At 71.9% G+C, this 17,004-nt stretch carries 18 protein-coding genes; 8 read left to right on the top strand and 10 right to left on the bottom strand.

The annotated features are described in order from the left end of the window. Window positions 1-83: 83 nt before the first annotated feature. From CP980_RS19245 to CP980_RS19235, 3 genes are read left to right on the top strand one after another with little or no spacing between them, the layout of a single operon-like run. Window positions 84-1,235 carry a lipid-transfer protein gene (locus tag CP980_RS19245; protein ID WP_150528689.1) on the top strand — a complete coding sequence of 384 codons (1,152 nt, stop codon included), beginning with the start codon at window positions 84-86 and terminating at the stop codon, window positions 1,233-1,235. Window positions 1,236-1,239: 4 nt separating this feature from the next. After that, a complete protein-coding gene (locus CP980_RS19240) occupies window positions 1,240-1,695 on the top strand; it encodes a Zn-ribbon domain-containing OB-fold protein (protein ID WP_099891422.1) in 456 nt (151 codons plus the stop codon). Further along, window positions 1,692-2,468 (top strand): enoyl-CoA hydratase/isomerase family protein, encoded by a 777-nt coding sequence (locus CP980_RS19235; protein ID WP_150528688.1) that lies wholly within the window; start codon window positions 1,692-1,694, stop codon window positions 2,466-2,468. Before CP980_RS19240 ends, CP980_RS19235 begins: the two co-directional genes overlap by 4 nt. A 25-nt stretch (window positions 2,469-2,493) precedes the next feature. On the opposite strand, the gene CP980_RS19230 is transcribed toward CP980_RS19235, so the two are convergent. The 4 genes from CP980_RS19230 to CP980_RS19215 all read right to left on the bottom strand — a co-directional run bounded on the left by CP980_RS19230 (window position 2,494) and on the right by CP980_RS19215 (window position 6,013). Further along, the gene (locus tag CP980_RS19230; RefSeq protein WP_150528687.1) at window positions 2,494-2,988 is read right to left on the bottom strand and encodes a hypothetical protein; all 495 of its coding nucleotides are present in this window, start codon (window positions 2,986-2,988) and stop codon (window positions 2,494-2,496) included. A 144-nt stretch (window positions 2,989-3,132) separates the two neighbouring features. Continuing rightward, window positions 3,133-3,558: a hypothetical protein gene (locus CP980_RS19225; RefSeq protein WP_132757608.1), complete on the bottom strand. Its 426-nt coding sequence runs from the start codon at window positions 3,556-3,558 to the stop codon at window positions 3,133-3,135. A 139-nt stretch (window positions 3,559-3,697) separates the two neighbouring features. Beyond that, complete coding sequence (locus CP980_RS19220; RefSeq protein ID WP_150528686.1) at window positions 3,698-5,557, bottom strand: alpha/beta hydrolase; 1,860 nt, start codon at window positions 5,555-5,557, stop codon at window positions 3,698-3,700. Window positions 5,558-5,566: 9 nt separating this feature from the next. Further along, window positions 5,567-6,013 carry a hypothetical protein gene (locus CP980_RS19215; RefSeq protein ID WP_150528685.1) on the bottom strand — a complete coding sequence of 149 codons (447 nt, stop codon included), beginning with the start codon at window positions 6,011-6,013 and terminating at the stop codon, window positions 5,567-5,569. Between the two features lie 106 nt (window positions 6,014-6,119). On the opposite strand from CP980_RS19215, the gene CP980_RS19210 reads away from it, so the two are divergent. Beyond that, window positions 6,120-6,623 carry a hypothetical protein gene (locus CP980_RS19210; protein ID WP_132757614.1) on the top strand — a complete coding sequence of 168 codons (504 nt, stop codon included), beginning with the start codon at window positions 6,120-6,122 and terminating at the stop codon, window positions 6,621-6,623. 18 nt (window positions 6,624-6,641) lie between these two features. On the opposite strand, the gene CP980_RS19205 is transcribed toward CP980_RS19210, so the two are convergent. The 4 genes from CP980_RS19205 to CP980_RS19190 form a co-directional block, all read right to left on the bottom strand. Then, window positions 6,642-7,175 carry a hypothetical protein gene (locus tag CP980_RS19205; RefSeq protein ID WP_150528684.1) on the bottom strand — a complete coding sequence of 178 codons (534 nt, stop codon included), beginning with the start codon at window positions 7,173-7,175 and terminating at the stop codon, window positions 6,642-6,644. 178 nt (window positions 7,176-7,353) lie between these two features. Beyond that, on the bottom strand, window positions 7,354-7,851 hold the full coding sequence (locus CP980_RS19200) for a peptidylprolyl isomerase (protein ID WP_132757618.1): 498 nt from the start codon (window positions 7,849-7,851) through the stop codon (window positions 7,354-7,356). Window positions 7,852-7,907: 56 nt separating this feature from the next. Continuing rightward, window positions 7,908-10,334, bottom strand: coding sequence for a protein serine/threonine kinase AfsK (gene afsK, locus CP980_RS19195; RefSeq protein WP_150530271.1), 2,427 nt, complete (start codon window positions 10,332-10,334; stop codon window positions 7,908-7,910). Between the two features lie 196 nt (window positions 10,335-10,530). Further along, complete coding sequence (locus CP980_RS19190; RefSeq protein ID WP_099891406.1) at window positions 10,531-11,331, bottom strand: VOC family protein; 801 nt, start codon at window positions 11,329-11,331, stop codon at window positions 10,531-10,533. 306 nt (window positions 11,332-11,637) lie between these two features. Here CP980_RS19190 and CP980_RS19185 point away from each other — a divergent pair, with 306 nt between their 5' ends. After that, window positions 11,638-12,285, top strand: coding sequence for a TetR family transcriptional regulator (locus CP980_RS19185; protein WP_132757619.1), 648 nt, complete (start codon window positions 11,638-11,640; stop codon window positions 12,283-12,285). Window positions 12,286-12,375: 90 nt separating this feature from the next. On the opposite strand, the gene CP980_RS19180 is transcribed toward CP980_RS19185, so the two are convergent. Together CP980_RS19180 and CP980_RS19175 are read right to left on the bottom strand one after the other, a co-directional pair. Continuing rightward, window positions 12,376-12,849: a nitroreductase family deazaflavin-dependent oxidoreductase gene (locus CP980_RS19180; protein ID WP_150530270.1), complete on the bottom strand. Its 474-nt coding sequence runs from the start codon at window positions 12,847-12,849 to the stop codon at window positions 12,376-12,378. A gap of 5 nt (window positions 12,850-12,854) precedes the next feature. Beyond that, complete coding sequence (locus tag CP980_RS19175; RefSeq protein ID WP_132757621.1) at window positions 12,855-14,054, bottom strand: acyl-CoA dehydrogenase family protein; 1,200 nt, start codon at window positions 14,052-14,054, stop codon at window positions 12,855-12,857. A 140-nt stretch (window positions 14,055-14,194) separates the two neighbouring features. Between CP980_RS19175 and CP980_RS19170 the strand changes: the two genes are divergently transcribed. The 3 genes from CP980_RS19170 (at window position 14,195) to CP980_RS19160 (ending at window position 16,999) form a co-directional block, all read left to right on the top strand. Next, window positions 14,195-15,385: a thiolase C-terminal domain-containing protein gene (locus tag CP980_RS19170; RefSeq protein ID WP_132757623.1), complete on the top strand. Its 1,191-nt coding sequence runs from the start codon at window positions 14,195-14,197 to the stop codon at window positions 15,383-15,385. Window positions 15,386-15,619: 234 nt separating this feature from the next. Further along, window positions 15,620-16,219: a hypothetical protein gene (locus tag CP980_RS19165; RefSeq protein WP_150528683.1), complete on the top strand. Its 600-nt coding sequence runs from the start codon at window positions 15,620-15,622 to the stop codon at window positions 16,217-16,219. 102 nt (window positions 16,220-16,321) lie between these two features. Next, window positions 16,322-16,999, top strand: coding sequence for a pyridoxine/pyridoxamine 5'-phosphate oxidase (locus tag CP980_RS19160; protein ID WP_167535853.1), 678 nt, complete (start codon window positions 16,322-16,324; stop codon window positions 16,997-16,999). The last annotated feature ends 5 nt before the right edge of the window (window positions 17,000-17,004 follow it).

Genomic DNA, 17,004 nt, shown 5'->3' with positions numbered 1-17,004 from the left:
ACACCCCTCCCGGTAGCTGACTATCCGTCAGATTAGCTGTAGCCTTCGCGGCTGTCAGTACTGGTGCAGCCCCGGAGGTGGCGATGGCGGCAACACTCAAGGACGCTACGGCGGTAGTCGGGATCGGCCAGACCGCCTTTGCCAAACGGCTCCCCGAGTCGGAGAAGGAGTTGGCGTGCCGCGCCGTCCTCGCCGCCCTCGCCGACGCCGGAATAGCGCCCTCCGAAGTCGACGCCTTCTCCTCGTACACGATGGAGGAGACCGACGAGGTCGAGGTGGCCAAGGCCATCGGCGCCGGCGACGTCACCTTCTTCTCCAAGATCGGCTATGGCGGCGGCGGTTCCTGCGCCACCGTCGGCCACCTCGCGGCCGCCGTCGCCACCGGGCAGGCGAGCGTGGGCGTCGCCTGGCGCTCGCGCAAACGCGGCTCCGGCCCCCGCCCCTGGAAGAACACCGCGGTCCAACTGCCCACCCCCGGCCAGTGGACCCGCCCCTTCGGGCTGCTGCGCCCCGCCGACGAGATCGGCATGCTGGCCCGGCGCTACATGCACGAGTACGGCGCCACCCGCGACCACCTCTTCAACGTCGCCATGGCCTGCCGCAACCGGGCCAACGAGAACCCGGCAGCGATGATGTACGAGCGCCCGCTGACCCGCGAGATGTACATGACCTCCCGCATGATCAGCGACCCGCTCTGCCTCTTCGACAACTGCCTGGAGACGGACGGGGCGCTGGCCTGCGTGATCGTCTCCGCCGAGCGCGCCCGCGACTGCCGCCACAAACCCGTGTACGTCCACTCCGTCGCCCAGGGCCTGCCCGCCCAGCACCACGGCATGGTCAACTACTGGAACGACGACCCGCTGTCCGGGCCCGCCTGGACCGCCGCCCGGCACCTGTGGAAGCACGCCGACTTCGGGCCCCAGGACGTGGACGTGGCCCAGATCTACGACGCGTTCACCCCGCTCATCCCGCTCTCCCTGGAGGGCTACGGCTTCTGCGGGCGCGGCGAGGGCGCCGCGTTCACCGAGGGCGGGGCCCTGGAGATGGGCGGCCGGCTCCCGATCAACACCGGGGGCGGCGGCCTGTCCGAGGCCTACGTGCACGGCTTCAACCTGATCAACGAGGGCGTCAAGCAGCTCCGGGGGATCTCCACCGCCCAGGTGCCGGACGCCGCGACCTGTCTGGTGACGGCCGGCGAGGGTGTCCCGACGTCCGCGATCCTGCTGAGGAGCTGACCCGATGACCACCACCTCCGCCGCCGTGGACGACCTGCTCCTGCCCGTCCCCGACGAGGACGGCGCCCCCTTCTGGGAGTACGCCGCCCGGGGCGAACTCCGCGTCCAGGCCTGCGCCTCCTGCGGCCGGCTCCGCTTCCCGCCCCGCCCCTGCTGCCCGCACTGCCAGTCGTTCGACTCCGAGTGGCGCCCGATGAGCGGCCGCGGGCGGATCTGGTCGTACGTACGGCCGCATCCGCCGCTGCTGCCCGCGTACGCCGCGCAGGCCCCGTACAACGTGATCCTCGTGGAGCTCGCCGACGCCCCGCACATCCGCCTCGCCGGGAACCTGGTCACCTCGGCCGACGCCCCGCTGAACTCGGTGGACCCGGCCCGCCTGCGCATCGGCGCCCGCGTCCAAGTGGTGTTCACGCGGACCGGCGGGGTGAGCGTGCCGCGCTGGGTGCTGGAGAAGCCGTGACGGTACGGGTCGAGCGGGACAAGGCGAGCGGGGTCGCGGTCGTCACCCTGGACCGGGAGCGCAAGCACAACGCGATCGACCTGGCGACGGCCGCGGAACTGGCCTCGGTGTGGCGGGAGTTCCGGTCCGCCGACGACGTACGGGCGGTCGTGCTGACCGGCGCCGGACGGGCGGCCTTCTGCACGGGCATCGACCGCGGGGTGGAGGTGCCCCAGCCGTCCTCCCCGTACTCGGTGGACGATCCGCTGGTGGCGATCGGCCCGAAGGCGAACGACCTGTGGAAGCCGGTGATCGCAGCCGTCAACGGCATGGCGTGCGGCGGGGCGTTCTACCTGCTGGGCGAGTCGGAGTTCATCGTCTCCTCCCGGGCGGCGACGTACTTCGACCCGCACACGACGTACGGGATGGTCAGCGCGTACGAGGCCGTGTACATGGCGCAGCGGATGCCGTTCGGGGAGGCCGCCCGGATGTCCCTGATGGGGACGGCGGAACGGCTGTCCGCGCGGCGGGCGTACGAGATCGGCCTGGTCTCGGAGCTGGCCGGACCCGATGAGCTGCTCCCGGCGGCGCTGCGGGCGGCGCGGACGCTGGCCGGCTGTCCGACGGAGGCCGTGCAGGGCACCGTACGGGCCCTGTGGTCGGCGAAGCAGGCCGCGCTGCAGCAGGCGCTGGCGCAGGCCCCGGCGCTGATCTCGCTGGGGAACCTCTCCCCGGAGCGGCAGGCGGGCCTGTTCGCGGGGCGCGGGAGGGCGCCGGAGCCGCGGATCCGCTAACCGGGGGGACGCAGAGCCGGGCCCTCTAGTTGATGGTGCCCACGACGCAGGTACCGACGTCGGCCGCCTTGTCCTTCTGGGTCAGGGCGGCGGTGACCGTACGGGTCTCGTGGGCCTTGAGCGAGACCGGGACGGTGGTGCGCTCCACGACGCCGGTCGCGCCCTGGAAGACGACCGGGACGTTGACCAGGCGCGTGGTGTCCACGTCGGAGGTCACCCGGAGCACGGCCTCCGGCCTGCCGGGTCCGGCGCAGGTGACGACCGAGGCGTGTGCGGGTGCACCGGCGCTCTTGGTGGGCGAGGGGGTGGACTTCCCGCTGCCGCTGCTGCCGCTACTGCTGCTGTTGCCGTTGTTGCCGCCGTTGTAGCTGCTCCTCTTCTTGGAGCTGGAGCAACCGCCACCGCTGCCACTGCCACTGCTCTTCGAGCCGTGCCCGTGCCCGCTCGAAGAAAATCCGGTGAGCGCGAAGACGACGGCGACCAGCACCGCCGTGAACCTGATGCGACGCCCAGCCACCATGGCCCGATTCCCTCCCCTGGACAACGGCGGGCCACGCTACCACCGCCCGTTCCCTCCCCCACCGCCACGGCACCGGCCGTACCGCGGCGAGACGTCGGGAGGCCCCCCGGGGCCCTGGGGTCCCCAGGGCCCTGGGATCCCGGATCAGTACTCGCCGTCGAGCGCGGAGGAGGAGGCGGCGCGGAAGCAGGCGGACACGACGCTGAAGAGGATCAGTGGCTCCCCCGTGGCCGATTTCTTCTCGCCCGTGATGTGCACGGCGAACTGCTCGGCCTTGTTCTCGGCGTAGATCTCGGGGTCCTGCGCCTGGCTGTTGGCCTTGCCGTCCTTGGTGATCTTCCAGCCGTTCTCACCGAGCGCCTTGCGCAGGTTCTGCATGCCCTCCTCGACCTGGGCGTCGGAGATCTCGTACACCGACCACGGGTGGTCCGTGGAGAACAGGTCGTCTCCGTATTCCCGGCAGCGCGTGACGCTCGGCCCGGGCTCGGTCACCTTGCCCTTGATCCCGGTCATCTCCAGCAGCCGGCTGGAGATCTGCTTCGTCTTCGTGCGCGCAGGATCCGGATCCATCCTGACGGGCGTGTAACTCAGTTCTTTCACGTTGGAACACCCCACGGACAACAGGGAAAGCGAGCCGGCGAGAACGACGGCGAGAGCCGTGGCCCGCAACGGTATGGACTTCGTGCGATCGGCCGTTGACTTCCTCATATCAGTCAAGGACCACCTTGTCGTAACGACCGGCAACCACTCTCGCCTGGTTTTCAAGACTGAAGGAGTCCTTTCTCCAGTAGTCGGTGTGGCTGTCCGCGTCGTTGTCCATGATATGGGCTCCGAAATCCTCGTCGGAAGGCACGTTCTGCCCCCAGACCGACCCGAACGGCAATATTTCCTTCCAGAACGGCGTACCGCCGCCGAGCCCCGCGAACTTGCCGCCCGCCGGCACCTGGTCCTTGGTGAAGGACGCGGCTTCCGACCACACGTGCCCCTCTTCGACGTCCAAGTCCTTGGCGTGGCCGACCAGCATGCCGGGACTGCCCGCCACGAGGATGTCGTCCGTCCGCAGGTCGCCCGCGTTGGAGGCGGCACCGATGACGGTGCTGCCGTAGCTGTGCCCGATGAGCGTGGTGTGGCTCCCGCCGTCGCCGCCCTGGATGTGCTCAAGGCCCGCCATGAAGTGGTTCAGGTCGGGCGCCGCATCGTGGGCGTAGCCCTTGGTCATCGCCTCGGGAACGATGCTCTGCGGGGCGTCGTATCCGATCCAGGTGATGGTGGACACGTTCTGGCCGGGTACTTGGGCGTGGGTCTTCTTCCACAGCTCACCCATGTGACCGATGTAGTCGTCGCTCTTCTCGATGGCGGTGAAAGTACCGGGGACGAATACGGCCGTGTGGTCGGCCGTTTCCGGGTTGCCGTTCGCGACGATGGCCCGGCCTCCGCCCTTGGTGTCGAATCCGAGGAGGTAGGCCTCCGGCAGGCCTTCCTTACCGGTTGCGTCGAAGCGGGCCTGGATGGCGTTCATGCCTTCGAGGTTCCTCTTCAGGAATTCCTCGTCCTTGGCGTACTTGTCGTGCCACTCACGCCACTCGTCGGTCTCTTCGCGCGTCCAGGCGCGCCCGTGCTGGACGTAGTGGTACCTGGACTTGGGTTCCTTGGGGATCGCGTCGTACTTGATCTGGAACTCGGCCTTCTTCTCGGCGAGTACGGTGCGATTGGCCTCGTCCCGGACCGCGGAGGGCAGCCCGTCGAGCGCCCCCACCTCGGCCGCGTTCAGGGAGAGGTAGGCCGACTGCTCGTCCGGGGACAGCCCCTTCCACCAGTCCGCGTTCGCCTTCGGGTCATCGCCCTTCGGCGGAGGCTTGATGTGGTCCAGGTAGTCCTTGGCTCCGGCGCGGACGTCGGCGGTGTCGCTCTGGGTGTCCGCCCAGTCCCTGTCGGAGACGACCAGGTCGTCGTCTGCCTTGAGTTTGCGCAGCTTGGGTGCCCAGAGGGCGTCCGCCTCGGTCGCCTCGGCGACGGCTTGCGCGATCCGGTTGGCGATCGCCACCGCCTTCCCGAAGTTCGGGTTGGGGTGGATGTTCGCCGCCTGGCGCTCCAGGGCGGAGGCCAGGTCGTTGGCGTCGCGCGTCGGATCGATGATCGTTCCGGCGGGCTTGCCCTTCGCGCTGCCCGTGACCGTGCCGCCCTCGGGGATCTTCCCGTCCTTCTCCTCACCGCCGGGCGGGAAGGTCACCGAACCGTCCGCGCCCACCGTGAGCTTCTGGTGCGCCGCGTCCTCCAGGGCATCGTCCAGCTTCTTCTTCGCGTCCGTCATCGCGGCCGCGAACGCCTTGAGGGACGTGGCCGCGAGACCGCATTCCACCTGCACGTAGTGGAAGTTCTTCGCCAGGTCCCTCAGCGATCCCAGCGCGGCTTCCACGGCCACGCCGTGGAGGCCTGCCTGCAGGCGGGCCGATATCTGCCCCTCGGTGTCGCCGTGGGCGTGGTCGGCCATGTCACTGGCCGCCTTGTAACCGTCAGCCGCCTCGGTGAACTCGGACGGCTTGAGGGCCTTGAGCGCTGCGTAGTCCATGGGTCAGGCTCACCGGCCCCCGTCGCTGCCGCCGGTGGCGGGAGTGTCCTTGTACTTGCCGTCGATCTGGTGGAAGCCGCCCCGGATGGCCTCGTCGTTCTCGTACTGGCCCTGGCCGGCCTTCTCCAGGGGCCCCTGGAGGGCGGTGCACTTGCCCGCCAGGTTCTCCAGGTACGTCTTCCAGGACTGGTACAGCTCCGCTTGGGCCGTCGCGCTCTCCACGCCGGTCAGGGCCGCGCCCTTTTGGCCCGCCTCCAGCGCGCTCGCGCCGGTCTTGATGCTCGTCGACAGACCGCCGAGGTCTTTGCTGGCCCGGTTCCAGACCGCCTGGTCGGACTTCAGGTCGCCGCTGCCACCGCCACCGCCGCCGTCGGTGGGAGCGGCGCTCGCGAGGCGCATGTCCACCCCGGCCGCCGCCTGCTGTTTGAGTCCGGCCCACTCCGTGTCGAACGTCACCACGCCGAATCGACCCCCGTCTTCGCTTTGATCAGATCGAGGAATCATCCTATGAACACGTTCGCAAAGCGCAGATCCAACCCAACAGCGTGAGGAATCAATGGCGATGGGCCGTCTCTGGGACAAGTGGATGGGTACCCGGTACCCCGACGGCGACGGCGCGGCCGTCCCCACCCAGGAGCTCCGCCACGCACTGCTCGCCCTGAACGGCACCGGTGTCCCGTTCACCGTCCGCGAGTCCTCGGGATCCGATCTGGTGGCCCAGTGGCAGGTGAGGGAGCCCGCCCGGGGTTCAGGCCCCACCCGGACGCAGGTGCAGCGGACCTTCAAGATCTGGCTGCGCTTCGTCCCGGCGGAACGCGAGGTGCGGGCCATGGACGAGCAGTGGGCGGTCACACTGGCCGGACCGCCGCCCGGCCGTCAGATCCGGCGCGAGCGCGGCCGGGGGCCCATCCGCAGCGTCCACAAGGAATGGACGCTGGAGCGGGGCCCCGACGGGCGCCGCCACAAGGTCGAAACGTTCGGCCTGGACACGCGGGACATGAAGGACCCCCTGCGCGAGGCGGTCGTCAAGTCCGGCTGGACCTGGCGCGGGGTCCTCAAGCTCTGACCCCGCCGTACTCCGGCGTCACTCCGGGTCGGTGTCCTTGAAGCACTCGGAGTACACGCTGAAGTTGATCAGTTCCTCGCCTCCGTCGGAGCCGTCCATCCAGCTGGCCTCGAGCTGGGTGCGGGTCGTCTCGTGGACGGCGAAGACCTCGGGCGTCTTGGCCTTGGTGTGGGGGTTCGGGCCGTTCTTCACGACCTTCCAGCCGTTCGCCGGAAGTTGTACGGCGAGACTCCGCATGCCCTGGCCGAGCGCGTCGTGGTCCACGCCGTAAACGGACCAGACGTGCCGGACGGACCGGAGGCCCTTCTTCTCCTCGCTCGTGCCGCAGGGGGAGACCGCCGGTCCCCCCTCGGTCACCTTGCCGTTGATCCGGGTCAGGCCGAGCGCCCCGCTCGACAGGTCGCCGACCTCCTTCTCCACTTCCTGGCGGCTGCGGGACCGGGGGTCGTACGTGCCCTGGGGTGTGCCGTCCGCGGACGAGCATCCTGCGGTGAGGGTCAGGGCGCCCAGAAGCGTCATCGCGGTGACGTGGCGCCTGCTTCGTGCAGCCACTGGTGGGGCTCCCGTTCGAGGTCGACTCTGCTGTTCGGCCGGTGACCACTGCCGCCTGCTTCGGCAAGCCGGGGGAAGGCTGCGGCCCGATCTCCTCTTCCCCGGCAAACGGCGGCGGCCCCGTCCCACGTGCGGGGGCGGGGCCGACCAGCCGGTGCGGCGGGTGGTGCGCGGTGGGTCAGGCCTTGTCGACTACGCCGGAGGCGGCGATCTCGATCTTGCCCTTGGGGGCGCCGGACTGGGAGCCCAGGGCCTCGATCTGGTCGACCAGGGCCTGGCCCTCGACGACCTCGCCGAAGACGACGTGCTTGCCGTCCAGCCACGGGGTGACGACGGTGGTGATGAAGAACTGCGAGCCGTTGGTGTTGCGGCCGGCGTTCGCCATCGACAGCAGGTACGGGCGGTCGTGCTTCAGGTTGAAGTTCTCGTCGGCGAACTTCTCACCGTAGATGGACTTGCCACCGGTGCCGTTGTGGTTGGTGAAGTCACCGCCCTGGAGCATGAACTGGGGGATGACCCGGTGGAAACCGGAACCGGCGTAGCCGAAGCCGTTCTGGCCGGTGGCCAGCTCGCGGAAGTTGCGCGCCGTCTGCGGGACGACATCGTCGAAGAGGTTGAAGACGATGCGGCCGGCCGGGGCGCCGTTGATGTTGATGTCGAAGTAAACGTTGCTCATGGGGTCCATCCTGTCACTCCCGGTGCCGCACGCGACTCGGAGGGGCCCGAAAACCCTCACCCGGCGGTACGGGTCCCCGTGCCCTTGGCAGCGTCCAGCGCGTAGACGCAGCGGTCCTTGCTGCATGCGTAGACCACGCCCGCCTCGGCCACCGGGGCCCCCGTGATCTCCCCGCCGGTGGCCAGCTTCCAGCGCAGCTGGCCGCCCGCCGCGTCCAGCGTGTACAGGCAGTGGTCGGCCGATCCGAAGTGCACCCGGCCGTCCGCGACCGCCGGCGGGCCGGTGATCTCGCCGCCCGCGGCGAAGCGCCACTTCGGGGTGCCCGTGACCGCGTCGAGCGTGTACAGCGCGCTGCCCGCGCCCAGGTGGACGTTGCCGCCCGCGACCATCACCGGGTCCGAGGACGGGCGCGGCTCGGTGGCGATGCGCCAGCGGTCGTTGCCGGTGGCCGCGTCCAGGGCGTAGACCGTGCCCAGGTAGTCGGCGAGGTAGACCCCGCCGCCCGTGACCGCCGCGCCCGGCGCGAACGCGGGGGGCGCCAGGAAGACCGCCGGGGCCTCGAAGTGCCAGCGGACCCGCCCCGAGGCGCGGTCCACGGACAGTACGCGGGTGCCGGCGGCGATGTAGACGTTGCCGTCGGGGGCCGGGGTGACCCGTACGGGGACGTTGCCGCAGGAGGCCGCGTCGCCGACCGGGTACGACCAGGACTCGCGGCCGCTGCGCGCGTCGAGGGCGCGCAGCCGCGCCTCCTGCCACACGTACACCGTGCCCTCGTGGAGGACGGGGGCCGCCTCGGGGGTCTCGAAGTCGCTCTGGGCGCCGGTCAGCTCCCACAGCTTCTGCCCGTTGGAAGCCTCCCAGCCCTGTACGCCGCCGCCGCGCGTGGCGGTGACGACGGTGCCCCGGTCGGCGCGCAGCGCGTACACCCAGGCGTCGGTGTTCAGCCGCCAGCGCTCGGAGCCGTCGCCGGCGTCGAGCGCGTAGAGGGAGGGGCCGTCGGAGGCGTGGATGCGGCCGTCCGAGACGGCCATGGACCAGGCGACGTCGCGGGTCTTGAACTGGCGGCGGCCGCTGGCCACGTCCAGGGCGTGCACCTCGAAGGAGGTCACGTACAGCAGGTCCCCGGCGACGGTCGGGGTGCCCCAGACCTCGTTCGACATGCGGAAGCGCCAGGGCCGCCAGCGGCCGCTGTCGGGCCCCGCGGCGGGCGAGGGCACCACGGGCGAGGCGGAGGAGGAGGCCGGGGCGCGGCCCTGGGAGGTGGCCACCACGCCGCCCGGAGGGCGGACCCAGCCGGTCGCCGAGTCGGCGGCGGCCGCGTGCGCGGCGGGCGCGGCGGCGCTCGCGCGCGGTCCGGGCCCGATCGGCACCGGGGAGCCGGCCAGCCGCACCGGTTCGCCGGACGGCGCCGGGGCGACCGGCCGCGGCGGGTGCTGCGGGCGCTGGGGCAGGGCCTGGCCGGTCCGCGGGTCGACCCAGGGGTCGCCGGCGCCCGGGCCGGCGCCGCGGCCGGGCTCGCGGCGGTGCGTCGGGGCGTCGGAGCCGCGCCCCGGGCCGCGGCCGGGCGCGGGGACCGGTGCGGCGGCCGTACGCTGCCCGGCGCGCCGGGCCTCGATCATCGCGACGGCCCGGCCCGGCAGCCACGCCGAGGCGGTGCCGCTGTCGTCCCCGCCGTCGAAGAGGTGCGGGGCGAGCTGCGCCTGCAGGTCGGCCGGGGTCGGGCGCTGGGTGGCGTCCATCTGCATGCAGGAGTCGATCAGGGGCCGCAGCTCGTCCGGGAGCCCCTCCAGGTTGGGCTCGTCGCGCAGCAGCATGAACACCGTCTCCACCGGGTTGGCCCCGTGGTACGGCGGATGCCCGGTCGCGGCGAAGACGAGGGTGGAGCCGAGCGAGAAGACGTCGCTGGCCCCCTTGACGCTGCGCGAGTCCTTCGCCTGCTCGGGCGACATGTACGCGGGCGTGCCGACGGCGACGTTCGTCATGGTCAGGCGGGTGTTGGAGACACCGCTCGCGATGCCGAAGTCGATCACGCGCGGGCCGTCCTCGACGACGAGCACGTTGGACGGCTTCAGGTCGCGGTGGACCAGGCCCGCCCCGTGGATGGACTGCAGGGCCTCGGCGATGCCGGCGGCGAGCCACCGTACGGCCTGGGCGGGCATCGGCCCGCACTCGTTGACGATCTCCTCCAGGGAGGGCGCCGGGACGTACGCGGTCGCCAGCCACGGCACGGCGGCCCGCGGGTCGGCGTCGACCACGGCGGCGGTGTAGAAGCCGGAGACGGCGCGCGCCGCCTCCACCTCACGGGTGAAGCGCACCCGGAAGAGCTGGTCCTCGGCGAGCTCGGTCCGCACCGTCTTGATCGCCACCCGGCGTCCGGATGCCGACCGTGCGAGATAGACCAGCCCCATGCCGCCGGCGCCGAGCCGTCCCAGCACCTCGAAGGGGCCGATCCGTCTCGGGTCGTGCTGCGTCAGCTGCTCCACCACTCGCCTCACAATCCCCGTACGGGCCCTCGCCGGGCCCGTTCCCACCTGCACGCGCGCCGGCACGGCGGTCGGCCCCGTGCAGCGTCTCACCCCGGGCGCCGCCCGGGGTCGCGCAACCCCGATTCTGTCAGGCCCGCGCGAGGGGCGCGTCGTCACAGTCGGGGCCCGGGCGCGGACGTCCCCCGGGCACCCCTTACCCGAGCGGGCCCGTACGGGGCTCGGAGAGCAGGGCGAACACCGCGCCCTGGTTGTCGGCGACGACCGCGATCCGCCCGTGCGGGGTGTCGAAGGGGTCCGCGGTGACGCGGCCGCCGAGCCGCTTGACCGTCGCGACGGATTCGTCCACGTCCGGGACGGCGAAGTACACGAGGAAGTGCGCCGGCATGATCTCCGGGAACGCGTCGGTGATCAGGCTGCGGCCCAGGACCGCGGTCTCGGCCCCGGGGCGGCTGCCGGGCGGGGACCACAGGCGGTACTCGACGCCGCTGCCGGCGTCGTCCTGGTCCTCGGGGACGTAGCCGAAGACGTTGGCGTAGAAGACGTCGACGGCGTCGCGGGCGCGCGTGTAGACCTCGCTCCAGCAGTACGTGTACGGCTCCTGCTGGGCCTCGAAGCCGTGGTGGCTGCCGGGCTGCCACAGGCCGAAGACGGCTCCGCCGGGGTCGGCGGCCAGCGCGGCGCCGCCGTACGGGCCCACCGGCTGGGGGTCCATGACCATCTGGCCGCCGGAGGCGCGGATGCGGGAGGCGCACGCGTAGGCGTCGACGGTGTAGAGGTAGATCCCCCATACGGTGGGCATGCGGCCGTCGGGTTTGGGGGCGAGGGCGGCGACGTTGCGGCCGCGGCTGTAGGCCTGGGTGTAACCGCCGTATTCGGGGCCCGCGCCGGCGGAGAAGGTCCACCCGAAGAGCTCACCGTAGAAGCGCTTCCCGGCCTCGACGTCCGGCAGCGAGGCGTCCACCCAGCAGGGTGTTCCCTCCGCGAATGCGGCCATGGCCCGGTTCCTTCCGTTGTGCCCTTCTATGTCCCTCAGCCATGATCTGCCCGAAAACTTGTCCACAGCCTGTTGATAAGACTAATCGGGGGATTTCTAGAGGAAGCGGGCGGGGTGGGCCGTGCCTCGGGCGCCCGGATTTCGCACCGGATCTGTGCGGAATGGGCCCGGAATCGACACGTCCGCCGCCCGGAAACCGCCATGCGCACCGGCCCGGGGCGCGGTCTTCACCCAGGCCAGGGGTCACGTAACCCCATTTGCAGGCGGCCGAATCGCGCGCGGATCACCCCTCGGTAAGCTGACGGCATGACAGGACAAGTACGCACCGTCGACGGCCGCGTTGCCGGCCGGCGCGGTCAGGCGACGCGGCAGAAGCTGCTCGACTGCCTCAGCGAGATGCTCAGCTCCTCGCCGTACCGCGACGTCAAGGTGATCGACGTCGCGCGCAAGGCCGGCACCTCCCCCGCGACCTTCTACCAGTACTTCCCGGACGTCGAGGGCGCCGTCCTGGAGATCGCCGAGCAAATGGCCACGGAGGGCGCGCAGTTGACGGCGCTCGTCGAGGGCCGCAGCTGGGTCGGCAAGGCCGGCTGGCAGGCCGCCGAGGAACTCGTCGAGGGATTCCTGGACTTCTGGCGGCGCAACGACGCGATCCTGCGGGTCGTCGACCTCGGCGCGGCCGAGGGCGACAAGCGCTTCTACAAGATCCGCATGAAGATCCTGAACTCCGTCACCAACTCCCTCACGGATTCGATGAAGGAGCTCCAGGCCAAGGGCAAGGTCGACAAGGACCTCAGCCCGGCGGCGATGGCGGGCTCGCTGGTGGCGATGCTGGCCGCGGTCGCCTCGCACCAGAAGGGCTTCCAGACCTGGGGCGTCAAGCAGGCCGAGCTCAAGCCGAACCTGGCACTGCTCGTCCACCTGGGCATCACGGGGAAGAAGCCGACCAAGTAGCGGCGGACCCTCACCGGGTCCGCCGTCCTCCCCTTCCGCCGTCTCCCCTTCCGCCGTCTCCCCTTCCGCCGCCCTCTCCTTCCGCCGCGATCAGCGACGCTCCAGGCGGAACAGCCGGATCTCGCGCTCGATGCGCGCCTGGTACGTCGCGTACGGCGGCCAGAACCTCAGCACGGCCCGCCATGCCCGCGCGCGCTCCTCCCCCTCCAGCAGCCGGGCCCGCACCGCAATGTCCTCACCCTTCCAACTCACCTCCGCTTCCGGGTTCTTGAGCAGGTTCGCGGTCCACGCCGGATGTCCGGGGCGGCCGAAGTTGGAGCCGATCAGGAGCCAGCTGACGCCCCCCTCCTCCGGCATGCAGGCGAGCGGCGTCGTACGCGGCTCGCCCGTCTTGGCGCCCTTGGCGGTCAGGATCACACCGGGGAGCATCCGGGCGCTCAGCATGGCCTTGCCGCGGGTCAGCTTGTGCACCGCCTTGTCCATGGCGGGGATGAAATGCGGTGCGATCCTGGCGAACAGCATGGTCGAGGAGACCTTCTGCATCAGCTTGACGCCGGCTGCCATTGCCATCAGACGGCCACCTTCTCTTGTGGGGTGGTGAACAGGCCCGCGCGGTGGGCGGCGTGCGCCCGCAGCCGGTGGACGGGGCCGAAGAGCAGCTCGTCGGCCGCGGCCCGCTTGAAGTAGAGGTGCGCGTCGTGCTCCCAGGTGAAGCCGATGCCGCCGTGCAGCTGGATCGCCTCTCCGGCCGTGATCCGCAGGGCTTCGAGGGCCTGGGCGAGGGCGAGTCCGCCCTGCCGCGGGTCCCAGGCGGCGTAGTAGGCCGCCGAGCGGGCCGCCTGGACGTGGACGTAGAGGTCGGCGAGCCGGTGTTTGACCGCCTGGAAGGAGCCGATGGGCCGGCCGAACTGCTCGCGCTGGCGTACGTACTCCACCGTGCGGGCCAGCGCCTGCCCTGCCGCGCCGACGGCCTCGGCGGCGAGGACGGCGGCCGCGGTGCGTCCCGTGGCGGCGAGCGCGGCGAGGACCCCGTCGCCGGTGGCGCCCGCGGCGTCGGCCCCGAGCAGTTCGGCCGGGGTGTCGCGGAGCTGGATCCGGGCCTGCGGCCGGGTCTCGTCCAAGGTGGCCTGCCGTGAGCGGGCCAGGCCGGGCGCGCCCTCCCGTACGAGGAACAGCAGGGTCCGGCTGCGGGCGAAGCCGCCGGTGTGCGCGGCGACCAGCAGGAGGGAGGCGCTGTGCCCGTCGAGCACCTGGGCGGCCTCCCCGTACAGCCGCCAGCCCCCGTCCGCCCCGGGCCGGGCCTGCACCCCGCCCGCCCGGCCCCCGCCGGCCCACTCCCCGGGGGCGTTCTCGCCGGTCAGCGCGAGGGCCGTGGACAGTGCCGGGCCGGGGACGGCGAGGGCCGCGGTGAGCCCGCCGGCGGCGAGCGGCGGGAGCAGGGCGGAGCGCTGCGCATCGGTGCCCAGGGCGGTGATCAGCGGTACGGCGAGCACGGCGGTGGCCAGCAGGGGCGAGGGCAGCAGCGCCCGCCCGGTCTCCTCGCAGGCCAGCGCCAGGTCGGCCGGGGTGCAGCCGACGCCCCCGTACTCCTCGGCGACGGCGATGCCGGGCAGGCCGAGCTGCCGCGCGAGCTGCTGCCAGAGCTCGCGGTCGTGTCCGGCGGCGGTGCGGACGGCGGCCTTGACCTCGTCCGGGCCGCAGCGTTTGCCCAGGATCTCGCGCAGGGTGCGGCGCATCTCGTCCTGCTCCGCGGTGAAGGCGGCGTCCATCGTCGGGCTCCTCCCGTATCTGACGGGCCGTCATGTTAGGGCGGGCGGCGACAGATGCACAGGGGCTGGGGCCGCCGGCATCGCGGGGACGCGCGGCGTGGACTAGAAACTGACAGTACGTCAGATGTACGTTTCGGTGCATGCCTGGACCCACGACTGAACCTCGCAACGGACGCCGCCGGGTCGCCGTCGTCGGCGTCGCCCTCTCCGACTGCGGCCGGGTGGACGGTCCCACCCCCTACGCCCTGCACGCGCAGGCCGCCCGCCGGGCCCTGGCCGACTCCGGCCTGGACCGCTCGGTCATCGACGGTTTCGCCTCGGCCGGCCTCGGCACCCTCGCACCGGTGGAGGTGGCCGAGTACCTGGGACTGCGCCCCACCTGGGTCGACTCCACCTCGGTGGGCGGCTCCACCTGGGAGGTCATGGCGGCGCACGCGGCGGACGCGATAGCGGCGGGCCGCGCCAACGCCGTGCTTCTCGTGTACGGGTCCACCGCGCGCGCCGACATCAAGGCCCGCCGGCGCACCTCGAACCTCTCGTTCGGGGCGCGGGGCCCGCTCCAGTTCGAAGTGCCGTACGGGCACACGCTCGTCTCGAAGTACGCGATGGCCGCCCGCCGCCACATGCACGCGTACGGGACCACGCTGGAGCAGCTCGCCTCGGTGGCGGTCCAGGCCCGGGCGAACGCGGCGGCCAACCCGGACGCGATGTTCCGCGATCCGATCACGGTCGACGAGGTCCTGTCCGGGGAGATGATCGCGGACCCGTTCACGAAGCTGCACTGCTGCATCCGCTCGGACGGCGGCTGCGCGGTGCTGCTGGCGGCGGAGGAGTACGTACCGGACACGGCGAAGGCGCCGGTCTGGATCCTGGGCTCGGGCACCTCGGTCTCGCACACCACGATGTCGCAGTGGGAGGACTTCACGGTCTCACCGGCGGCGGTCTCGGGCCGCCTCGCGTTCGAGCGGGCCGGGTTGACCCCGGCGGACGTCGACATCGCCCAGATCTACGACGCGTTCACGTACATGACGCTGGTCACCCTGGAGGACCTCGGCTTCTGCGCGAAGGGCGAGGGCGGCGCCTTCGTCGAGAAGGGCCGGCTGCTGCGCGACGGCGAACTCCCGGTCAACACCGACGGCGGCGGCCTCTCGGCCTGCCACCCCGGTATGCGGGGCCTGTTCCTCCTGGTCGAGGCGGTACGGCAGCTGCGCGGCGAGGCGGGCCCGGGCCGCCAGGTCACCAAGCGGGGAGGCCGGCTCCCCGAAGTGGCCGTGGCCTCGGGCACGGGAGGCTGGTTCTGCTCGTCCGGGACGGTGATCCTGGGGCGGTGACCGCGGGCGAATCCGGGGCGGCCGGGCTCCCGGTCGACAGCTCCGGGGAGGCGGGGGACGATAGGAGGGACGGACTCCTTCCGGGGCCGATCGGGACGTGCGCGTGGAGCGCACCCGCTCCCGCGCACTGTGCGGGCACTGTGGGCACGAGTCCGTACGCCCACCGCGTGCCCCCCATCGCAGTGTTGGCCTCGTGATTCCTCGACCCTCCCGCACCACAGGTGAGGAACAACGATGAACCGACGAACCCGCATCACCCTGTTCACCCCCCTGATAGCCTGCTCGCTCGCCCTCGGGGCGGCCGCCACGGGATGGGCCGCCGCCCCGAAGGCCGCACCGGTCGCCGCACCTGCCGCGGCGGCGTGCTTCGTCGAACTCAAAGCCGGCGACGCGACGAAGGCGATCGTCTCCGGCGAGGGGTTCGACAAGGCCAAGGGCAAGGTCTTCCTCGACCAGACCGACGGCGCCGGTGGCGGCACCGCCACGGTCGGCGACGACGGCAAGTTCACCTCCGGTGAGGTGGCGGCCGGCAAGTACAAGGCCTTCCAGAACGGCGGCGCCACTGCCACCTGCCTGGGCGGCCAGGAGGCCCAGGACGCCATCAACCAGAAGCTGATCACGAAGGAACGCCAGCGCGGCGCCACGGAAGGCTTCACCGACGGAAAGACGCTGGCCCAGGCGGGCAACTGCGACGCCGAACCGAAGCCTCCGGCCAACCAGAACCTCCAGGGCCTGGTCCCCGACAACGAGGGCAAGAAGCAGGCCAAGGAAGCCCACGACCAGGCCTACAACTCCGCGTTCAACGCGGCGATCAAGAGGTACTGCACCGACTAGCCGCCGGCTCCACCCGCTCCACCGGCTCCCGCGCGGATCCGACGGTCGACACCGTCGGGTCCGCGTCGGCCCGCCCGGCTGGGATGGTGTTCGATGGGCGCCATGACGACCGGTGACACGAGCGGCGACGCCTTCCGCACCACCCTGCACTCCCTGCGCGTATGGGACGGCCCGCTGCCGGACTTCGATCCGGACTCCGCGCCCGCCGAGCCCCTGCCCCTCTTCCACGAGTGGTTCGTCGGGGCCGCCGCGGCCGGGCAGCCCGAGCCCCACACGATGAGCCTGGCCACCGTGGACGCCGAGGGGCGGCCCGACGTACGCACCTTGATGCTGCACGACGCCGACGCGCGCGGCTGGCACTTCGCCTCGCACGCCACCAGCGCCAAGGGCCGCCAGCTCGCCGGGCGCCCGGACGCCGCCCTCGGCTTCTACTGGCCGGCGGTCGCCCGCCAGGTCCGCATCCGCGGCCGGGTCGCCGCCTGCGGTCCCGAGGAGAGCCGCGCCGACCTGGCGGTCCGCTCGCGGGGCGCCCTCGCGGCGGCGCTGACCGGCCGTCAGAGCGAGACGCTCGACAGTCTGGACGAGCTCCGCCGCGCCTCCGAAGCGGCCTGGGAGCGGGCCGGTGCGGAGCCGGAGGCCCCGGCCCCGACCTGGACCCGGTACGTACTGGACGCCACGGAGGTCGAGTTCTTCCAGGGCGACGCCGCCCGCCGCCACGTCCGGCTCCACTACCGCCGCGGGCCCGGCGGGCTCTGGACCCGCACCCTCCTGTGGCCGTGAGACCG

It is taken from the genome of Streptomyces vinaceus, assembly GCF_008704935.1.
Classification (GTDB): Bacteria; Actinomycetota; Actinomycetes; order Streptomycetales; family Streptomycetaceae; genus Streptomyces; species Streptomyces vinaceus.
This window is presented reverse-complemented; position numbering and strand designations above follow the sequence as displayed.

Bases quoted from the DNA above. Each gene is read 5' to 3' on its own strand.
- CP980_RS19160 (WP_167535853.1), top strand. From the start codon at position 16,322: ATGACGACCGGTGACACGAGCGGCGACGCCTTCCGCACCACCCTGCAC.
- CP980_RS19240 (WP_099891422.1), top strand. From the start codon at position 1,240: ATGACCACCACCTCCGCCGCCGTGGACGACCTGCTCCTGCCCGTCCCC.
- CP980_RS19165 (WP_150528683.1), top strand. From the start codon at position 15,620: ATGAACCGACGAACCCGCATCACCCTGTTCACCCCCCTGATAGCCTGC.
- CP980_RS19225 (WP_132757608.1), bottom strand. From the start codon at position 3,558: ATGGATCCGGATCCTGCGCGCACGAAGACGAAGCAGATCTCCAGCCGG.
- CP980_RS19175 (WP_132757621.1), bottom strand. From the start codon at position 14,054: ATGGACGCCGCCTTCACCGCGGAGCAGGACGAGATGCGCCGCACCCTG.
- CP980_RS19180 (WP_150530270.1), bottom strand. From the start codon at position 12,849: ATGGCAGCCGGCGTCAAGCTGATGCAGAAGGTCTCCTCGACCATGCTG.
- CP980_RS19200 (WP_132757618.1), bottom strand. From the start codon at position 7,851: ATGAGCAACGTTTACTTCGACATCAACATCAACGGCGCCCCGGCCGGC.
- CP980_RS19210 (WP_132757614.1), top strand. From the start codon at position 6,120: ATGGGCCGTCTCTGGGACAAGTGGATGGGTACCCGGTACCCCGACGGC.
- CP980_RS19220 (WP_150528686.1), bottom strand. From the start codon at position 5,557: ATGGACTACGCAGCGCTCAAGGCCCTCAAGCCGTCCGAGTTCACCGAG.
- CP980_RS19185 (WP_132757619.1), top strand. From the start codon at position 11,638: ATGACAGGACAAGTACGCACCGTCGACGGCCGCGTTGCCGGCCGGCGC.
- CP980_RS19170 (WP_132757623.1), top strand. From the start codon at position 14,195: ATGCCTGGACCCACGACTGAACCTCGCAACGGACGCCGCCGGGTCGCC.
- CP980_RS19245 (WP_150528689.1), top strand. From the start codon at position 84: ATGGCGGCAACACTCAAGGACGCTACGGCGGTAGTCGGGATCGGCCAG.
- CP980_RS19190 (WP_099891406.1), bottom strand. From the start codon at position 11,331: ATGGCCGCATTCGCGGAGGGAACACCCTGCTGGGTGGACGCCTCGCTG.
- CP980_RS19230 (WP_150528687.1), bottom strand. From the start codon at position 2,988: ATGGTGGCTGGGCGTCGCATCAGGTTCACGGCGGTGCTGGTCGCCGTC.